The organism is Dyella sp. (assembly GCF_051954575.1).
Classification (GTDB): domain Bacteria; phylum Pseudomonadota; class Gammaproteobacteria; order Xanthomonadales; family Rhodanobacteraceae; genus Dyella_B.
On record NZ_JBQCHP010000077.1, the window covers coordinates 1 to 7,507 of the forward strand.

The 7,507-nt window shown below is 59.7% G+C and carries 6 protein-coding genes and 1 pseudogene; all 7 read right to left on the minus strand.

All coding sequences use genetic code 11. The features are described from left to right. Positions 1–1,510 (minus strand): CocE/NonD family hydrolase (locus ACTHNE_RS10515; RefSeq protein ID WP_440269219.1); only part of this gene is annotated, 1,510 nt, incomplete at its 3' end. Between the two features lie 408 nt (positions 1,511–1,918). Beyond that, positions 1,919–2,533 (minus strand): hypothetical protein, encoded by a 615-nt coding sequence (locus ACTHNE_RS10520; protein WP_324944771.1) that lies wholly within the window; start codon positions 2,531–2,533, stop codon positions 1,919–1,921. A 148-nt stretch (positions 2,534–2,681) separates the two neighbouring features. After that, positions 2,682–4,628 (minus strand): ATP-dependent DNA helicase, encoded by a 1,947-nt coding sequence (locus ACTHNE_RS10525; RefSeq protein WP_440269220.1) that lies wholly within the window; start codon positions 4,626–4,628, stop codon positions 2,682–2,684. A gap of 209 nt (positions 4,629–4,837) precedes the next feature. Next, positions 4,838–4,945: a hypothetical protein gene (locus ACTHNE_RS10530; RefSeq protein WP_440269221.1), complete on the minus strand. Its 108-nt coding sequence runs from the start codon at positions 4,943–4,945 to the stop codon at positions 4,838–4,840. Beyond that, positions 4,920–5,711: a hypothetical protein gene (locus tag ACTHNE_RS10535; protein WP_440269222.1), complete on the minus strand. Its 792-nt coding sequence runs from the start codon at positions 5,709–5,711 to the stop codon at positions 4,920–4,922. Before ACTHNE_RS10535 ends, ACTHNE_RS10530 begins: the two co-directional genes overlap by 26 nt. A gap of 272 nt (positions 5,712–5,983) precedes the next feature. Then, positions 5,984–7,129 (minus strand): prephenate dehydrogenase, encoded by a 1,146-nt coding sequence (locus ACTHNE_RS10540; protein ID WP_440269223.1) that lies wholly within the window; start codon positions 7,127–7,129, stop codon positions 5,984–5,986. A 102-nt stretch (positions 7,130–7,231) separates the two neighbouring features. Then, positions 7,232–7,507, minus strand: a pseudogene (locus ACTHNE_RS10545) (tetratricopeptide repeat protein); the annotation flags it as partial.

A 7,507-nucleotide genomic window follows, 5' to 3' on the forward strand; every position in this document is an offset into this window, starting at 1 on the left:
CCGGAATCTGGTAGTCCGTGGCTTCCAAATTCAGCGTGATGGTCTTGGCCACACCCGCCGCCGTATTGAGCAACGTATAAGGCTTCCACGTAATCAAGGTAGCAAGACCGGTCGGATCCATGCTGTACAGAGAGGCCACCAGCGTGGCACTGCTGGACGAGGGCGTAACGGTAAGCCGCAAGGGAGACATCCCCCACAAAGTCTTCGCACTGGTCGCGCTGACCACCGGCCCGACCCACACCGCTGCATTGGAACGGTTGATGGTGGGTATCACTGCCGGTAACGGCTGTCCCCCGGTGACCAAGGGCACGCCGGTATTGGTAGGGGAGGCAAAACCACGGGTAATGCTGTATGACCACGTGACACCAGGTCCCTCGGTGAAACCGCCGGTCGCGGGCTGCAAAACACACAGGACTCCACAGATGGGCTTCGTAAGGGTATATGTGACCGCCCCCTGCTGTACCGCGTTCCAATCCTTGTACCAATCCCACACATTCGTATTGGATTTCAATTGCACCGGCAGCTCTAGGTTAATGCCGTTCTGTACGCCCTTGAGGTAGTAATCGAACCAACGGGTGACCTTTGTATAGATCTCATTAGGGTTGCCCTGGGCACCCAATATTTCGGGCGTGGTGTGATCGCCGTGCGAGAACAGGATCATCTTGGGCCCGGTCAGCTGGTTGTAGAAATTGATGTACTGGCTCGGCACGAACAAGCCATCCTCGAACGCGTTGGCCAGCAACACCGCCGTCCCGCTCTCATTGAGTTGCGCCACGCCGTTGATGGCAGACCGCAGGGGCGTATCCGGATCGTTCTGCACCAGTTGCACGGCGCCAAAATAATCGGGTGGTAACTGCGCCAGGTCCGTATTGACGTTCTGCATCAGTGTTCCCATGTTGCCGGTCACGCCAAGGGTGGACAGCGTGGATATGCCTAGCGAACTGGGCGTCTGATTGGCATTGAGAGAGGCAACCAGATCAGCCCACCCGCTCAATGCCGCCACCGCTTTGATCTTCCACTTCCTGTTAGGATCAACGGGTAGAAACGCCGCTGCAAGCAGACTGGTGCCTGCACCGTAGGAGATACCCGAGATGCCGATGCGGCTGAAATCGGAAGGCGTATTGGCCAATGCCCAATTGATAACCGTGCTGGCATCGCCAACGGTAAGCGGACCGGCCACATCGACATAACCGCATGTGGAAGCGGCCCCAGGCAGCAGGGCCTTGCAACCGAAGCCGCGCGAACTGTAACTCACCACCACATAGCCATTGTTGGCCATGTTGTTCGCTATGCCCCTGTACTCGGTGTAGTCAAAAGCCCAGCTCGAAGGCATTACTACTAGCGGAAACGGACCATTGCCTGATGTAGGCACGGCCACGTAAGCCTGCAGTTGATAGCCGTCTGCGGTCGGAATGTAAACGACCGAACTGGAAGACGTTTGTGCACTCGCCGGTGCGCTGAGCACGCACAAGGCAAGCAATAAACTGAGCAAGATCGCAGCGTGTCGCATACCACCCTCCTTGATAGTTCCATGACATGGACCTGGCTTCTTGTGCCATGCAAGCCAAGCATGGCGGCAGCATATGTGCGCCCGTCTGGGTGATATCCATGTGAACACAACGCGCGCGGGAATCGGAAAAGATCGGCAGGCGTTTGCTGGCGCGGGAAAAGCGCGGCAAACGCCGCGCGGCTTTGAAACGACAACGAACCTGTCCCCGTTTTTAGGGCGCCACGCCCGGGCGATGCAGTTCATGCCGGCGCGGCAAGGAACATCAGGCGCGCATGTCTTCCAGCTCGATGCCGCGCGTTTCGCGTACGACACGCAGCACGAACAGCAGCGAAGCGAAAGCGAGCCGGCACGAGGGCAAGGTTTGTTATGGAGAATTGCCATTCACCGTCCTGGCGAAGTCCAAGGCACTCAAACGTGCTCTTTCATGCCTTGCAGAATCTCGTCCGCAGTCTCTTCCGGGGAGCCCCACCGCTGCTCGATGATTTGCAGTCGCGTGCCTTGTGCGGCGCAGACCATGCGGCAAGCTCGTTCCATGTGCGCTTGCATGTCAAAGAATTGATGCAGCTTCAAGGCTCCAAACGCGAGACTGCCGCGCGTTCGCAGCAATCTCAGCCATAACGACTGCTCGGCCTTCAGAAAAATCAGCATATCGGCGACCGGCAGTTCTTCGAGGTCGACTTTCGCCATTTGCCTGGCCACTTCGAAGTATGGATCGGATTTGGGTATAAGCCATGAAAAACATGCTTCGTGCATGCATGGCTCCCACAGCTTGTCGAAATAGCTGTCTACGATGGCCGTGCCACCGCGATCAGCGATATCCCTGGCCTTCACGTAACAGGGCACTCGGTTTTGCCTGCACCACGTCATAGCCGTGAAGTGGCCGGTAACGTCCTTGTGCATAATGAGAGGCGACCAATCCACCTCTGCCGGCTCCAGGAAATAGGGAACATCAAGGCGAATACCCAGAGCACGTGCCGTCGAAGACTTGCCGATGCCTGGAATGCCAGCGAATGCGATGAACATAGGTCCCTCCGATGCTCAAGCCATCTCCCTGGGTGGCCCATGCGGCGAACGTACCGCCAGGCCAGACCGACAATAACGTCAATCTTTTGTGTATTCGCCCTCGCTTGCATAGCAGGCAATTCGTGCAGTGCGAGTGAAGAAGCGGTACTTAGCTCCTCAGGGAAGAGGCCGGCTCGGCGGCCTGCTCGAAAAACCGCCGCACGTCGTCAATATCCCGCGCGCGTGGCATCAACGGCAAACTATTGAGAAACAGCTTGCCATAACCCTTGCTGGTCAGCCGCGGATCGCACAGCATCAACACGCCGCGATCGTGAATATCGCGAATCAATCGCCCTGCGCCTTGTCTCAACGCAATCACCGCGGACGGCACCTGCCACCCCATGAACGGATTGATGCCAGCCTGTTCCAATGCTTCCAGGCGCGCCTGCAGCACCGGGTCGTCCGGCGCGGCGAACGGCAGCTTATCGATCATCACTACGGACAAGGCCTCCCCGGCCACGTCCACGCCTTCCCAGAAGCTGGCCGCCCCCAGCAACACGCCATGACCGCTGGCGCGAAACTCCTCCAATAATTGATGCCGCGGCGCACTGCCCTGCACGAACAGCGGCCACGGCACGCGGTCGGCCAACAGCTCCGCCGCGCGGCGCAAAGCGCGATGGGAGGTGAACAACAAAAAGGCGCGGCCGTTGGACGCTTCCAGCACCGGCAGCGCGGCGTCGATCACGCGCTCGGTGTAGTCGCGCATGGCCGGATCGGGCAAACCGCCCGGCATGTAGCACAGCGCCTGGCGTGCGTAATCGAAGGGGCTTTCAAGGCTAAGCGTTTGCGGATCATCCAGCCCGAGCTGGCGCGCGAAGTGATCGAACTGTCCCGCCACCGACAAGGTGGCAGAGGTGTGGATCCACGCCGCGTGCGTGCGTTCGCGCATGGCACGCAGCGGCGCCGCCAGATCCAGCGGTGTAGCGTGCAACGCGAAGCCGCGCGGAAACAGCTCGTACCAGCGCACGTCCTGCTCGGATGATGTTTCCGCGATGCGATCCAGGCGTTCGCTCAAGTGCCTCGCGCGCTCGTTCACGCTCATCAAGCCGCGTGAACGCTCGGCCTGCGAGGCGAGCGCATCGGTCAGCGCGGCTAAGACTTCGCCCATGTCACGCAGCGCGCCTGATACACCGTCGCACTTCAGCAATTCGTGGAACGGACCGCGCACGGGCAGCGAATCGATAATCAAACGGAACCTGCGCACGGACTCCTGCAGCGCTTCGACCGGTTCCAATACCAGGCCGATCGCGCCGGTGACGCCATTGCATTCGGCCAGTGCATCCTGCGCCAGCTCGGTGAGCTGGCGCCCACTGATGCTCTGCGAAAAAAACTGCCCGGCAAGCTCAGGTATCTGATGCGCTTCGTCCAGAATGAACGCCTGTGCGCCCGGCAGAATTTCGCCGAAACCTTCCTGCTTCAAAGCCAGGTCTGCAAACAGCAGATGGTGATTCACCACCACCAGGTCGGCTTCCTGCGCTTCGCGGCGCGCGGTGATCACGTGACAATCGTCGTAGAACGGGCATTCCACGCCGATGCAGTTTTCTGGCGTGGAGGTGACGCGCAGCCACAATGGCGAGTCCTCCGGCACTTCGGCCAGCTCCATGCGATCGCCGCGGCGCGTGCGCGCAGACCACGCGCGGATCGACGCCAGTTGCTCAATCTGCTGGTGTTCCATCGTCGCGCCTTCACGCACCGTTTGATCCAGGCGATACAGGCACAGGTAATTGGCGCGCCCTTTCAGCAACGCCACTTTCAAGCGCGCGCCCAATACCGAGCGCACGCGCGGGATGTCGCGAAAGAAAAGCTGATCCTGCAACGCCTTGGTGCCGGTGGAAACGATCACCCGCTCACCCGACAGCATCGCCGGCACCAGGTACGCATAGGTTTTCCCGGTACCGGTGCCTGCTTCGGCGATCAAGGTTTCGCATTCGGCCATGGCGTGCTGCACCGCGCGCGCCATGGCCTGCTGTGCGGCGCGCGGGGCGAAATTCGGCAGCTCACGTGCAAACGGGCCGTTGGCGCCGAGCAGTGCGTCGATGTCTTCGGTGTTGATCATCAGCCCAGTATGGCGGAAAAAAGGCAGACCAGAACCAGGCTCCATTTACACCGACCTCAGCAACGTGAGGTGACTGGCGATGATGGGCTCCCGAACACCACTCACCTCGAGCGCCGGAATAGAGTTTGACACTAGCCGAAAAATCTATGGCAATCATCGCAAGGCACAACTCAACCGATCATCTGAACGAAAGCAAGCAGGCAAAGCTGTCACTTGACCATCCACTTTCCCTCTACGTTCCACAACACTCCATTTTCTATTTCTTTATATGGAAAGGAGTCCGAAAGAAGCTCATCTCTGTGAGATAATTTGCACATTCGTCAAGGCATTCGCTAATATGTTGTTCGATACGCTAATATCATCGATGGACACGAGAGACTCATCTTTAAGTTCCACCGACATCCTATCCAATGGCAAACCAACGCAAGTCAGCGTACCCTTCAATGCGACGGGTACCATTTTCACCGTAGCCGTGTTTCCACTTATTTGTACCGATGTACCCGCAACGGTAAGGGTTCCCGTAAACAACGCCAGACCGGTGCAATAGTCCGGGATCTGCACGCTTGCGTTCGTTGCGCCGAACGTGGCAGGAGCGGTGAAAGTGCCCGTAAGATGCCTCCCGGCAAACACCAGGTTCTGCACGCTGGTCGTGTCCTGGCACGTGACCGCTGACGCCGAAACCGCATTGCAGGCATCCGTCTCGATCTTGCTTTGATAGGTCAGCAAGCCACCCAAAAGGCTGACATTTTGCAAGGTGCTGTCGCCATCGCCATCGTCCTCACTGGTCGTATCCTGGGCGCTGGTCGAGTCATCAGCGGACGTGATCATGTAAAGCGGCAGACCGCAGGCTTGCGCACTAAGGTTCGAAGCCTTGGCATCGTTGCTGCCGCTCACATCCGTGGTCGACGCATCGACCGGCGTGACCGCCGTTGCTTGACCACCGTTGCATGAAACCGTGCCGACCAAGGCACTTTCGGTAACGTCGAATTGCACTGGGCCAGTACTCTGGGCGGCGGCCGGCAGCACCCAGACGCAGCCCAGCACGACGGAAACCAGCTTAGGTATGAAACGTATCGCGCGCATGACAAACCTCCTGTTTACGGAAAACAGGTCGCAGCACTTCAAACAAGCGCGAACGACGCAATCAACGCTATAGCGAAAACACAGAACCAAAACCCATGGCTTCGCGACAAAACTCATCGCCGATGGCTTCGACCGGACGTGGTCGGATGCTGATAAACGCGTTCGAAGCGTGATGACTTATGCGCGCAGCCGCGTGATTGGACAGTGTGTTTGCCGTTAGGCGAACCGTAGACCAACCTGTCCCCTTTTTGAAATGCGACGGTCTAGGCAATTCAGGAGGGCGTGCCCATGCCGGCCGCCTCCACTACGCGGCCTATGTCATCTTGTTCAATAGCCTGCATGGCATCGCGCAGCACAGGCGTTTCGCAATCCCTACTCACGCCGATACGAAACAGCAGCTCCCCTTCCGCGCTGCGCGAGGAATGGATGGAATCGAGATTGATGCCGCGCTGTTCGAACACCGACAGCAATGCGCGCAATGAACCGGGGCGATCCAGCGGCAGGAACACGCTGATGTAGCGAGGCTCGTGCAGATCAGCAAGCAGGTAGCCGAGACGCTCGAACGCGTAGCTGCCTTCCACCACGGCTTGCTCGCCCATGTATGCACGGCTTTTTGCCAGCAGCGTGTCACGCATGCGTTCGCGCGCCGCATCGTCGCCTTGGCGCACCAGGTCGCGCAACATATCAAGTTGCGCGGCCAGCCGTTCGAGCATGGGCGCAACGTGAGGATTTTCGAACTGGATATCCTGGTAGATCGCAGGGTTGCCGGCGAGGATGCGGCGCGTCACCGCAACCTCCAGCTCGTAGCCCACTGAACTGAACGGGCGGATGCCTTCCATGCCGCCCACCGCCGGCGCCAGCTCGCGCAGCACGGCGCCTTGCGCCATATGCGTGGCGTGCACCATGCCTTGCACTAGCGCCATCACGCGATCGTGCCGGTCGGCATCGGCGCGCACGCAATCGGCTTCGCTGGCGACAAGAAATTGCTTCAACCATTCGCGCCATTTATCCAGGCGCGCTTCGCACACCACCATGGCGCGGCCGCGCAGGGTTGTCGCCTTGGGCGCGGCGCTCATCGGATGCAGGCCCGCCACTTCGGCTTGCGAGGTCAGCATGGCCGCCACCGGCGCAGCCTTGATCGAGGTGATGTCGAGCCAGAGTTGTTCGCGCTCGATGCCGGCGGCTTGTTCGACGTAGTGGCGAATGACCGCAGGCGTCTGGCGGATCGGCGCGCAGAAAACCAGTACGTCGACCGCTTCGATCAACGCACGCTCGCAGAGCACTGCATCCCCGTGCGGATCGCGTCCGAAGACGCGCAAGCCCATGCGCTCTTCGAAGAAGCGGCGCAGCCAACGACCGTACGCACCTTGGCTGCCGACCAGGCCGATCCTTGGGGTTTCATTGATCCGCAAAGTCATCCCCTGCTGCGATAGTCATTCGGCAGCAATGTAGGTTGGGGTGCAAACCCCAACATCGCAATGCATGTCGATCACGACGTTGGGGTTCGCACCCAACCTACGTTAAAGCCGCTGCACGCCAGGCTCGCGACACTCGCCAACCCACTTGCTCGCCGATTCGGCGCCGGCCTGATCGTTCGCCTGCTGGCGGATCTCCACAATGGTCTGCCAGTTGCGCGCACACAGCGGGCCCTGCTTGGAACCCAGCGTCCACGATTGATGCGCAAGCTTTTCGGCCAGCTGGAAATCGCCCAGGTAGATGGCGACCTCGGCGCGGTCCTGCAGTACGTCGGGTGCGTCGGGATTGCGCTTGAGCGCCTGATCGAGCTTGGCCGCGGC

Coding starts and splice junctions, on each gene's coding strand:
- ACTHNE_RS10520 (WP_324944771.1), bottom strand. CDS start 2,533: ATGTTCATCGCATTCGCTGGCATTCCAGGCATCGGCAAGTCTTCGACG.
- ACTHNE_RS10540 (WP_440269223.1), bottom strand. CDS start 7,129: ATGACTTTGCGGATCAATGAAACCCCAAGGATCGGCCTGGTCGGCAGC.
- ACTHNE_RS10535 (WP_440269222.1), bottom strand. CDS start 5,711: ATGCGCGCGATACGTTTCATACCTAAGCTGGTTTCCGTCGTGCTGGGC.
- ACTHNE_RS10525 (WP_440269220.1), bottom strand. CDS start 4,628: ATGATCAACACCGAAGACATCGACGCACTGCTCGGCGCCAACGGCCCG.
- ACTHNE_RS10530 (WP_440269221.1), bottom strand. CDS start 4,945: ATGTGCAAATTATCTCACAGAGATGAGCTTCTTTCGGACTCCTTTCCA.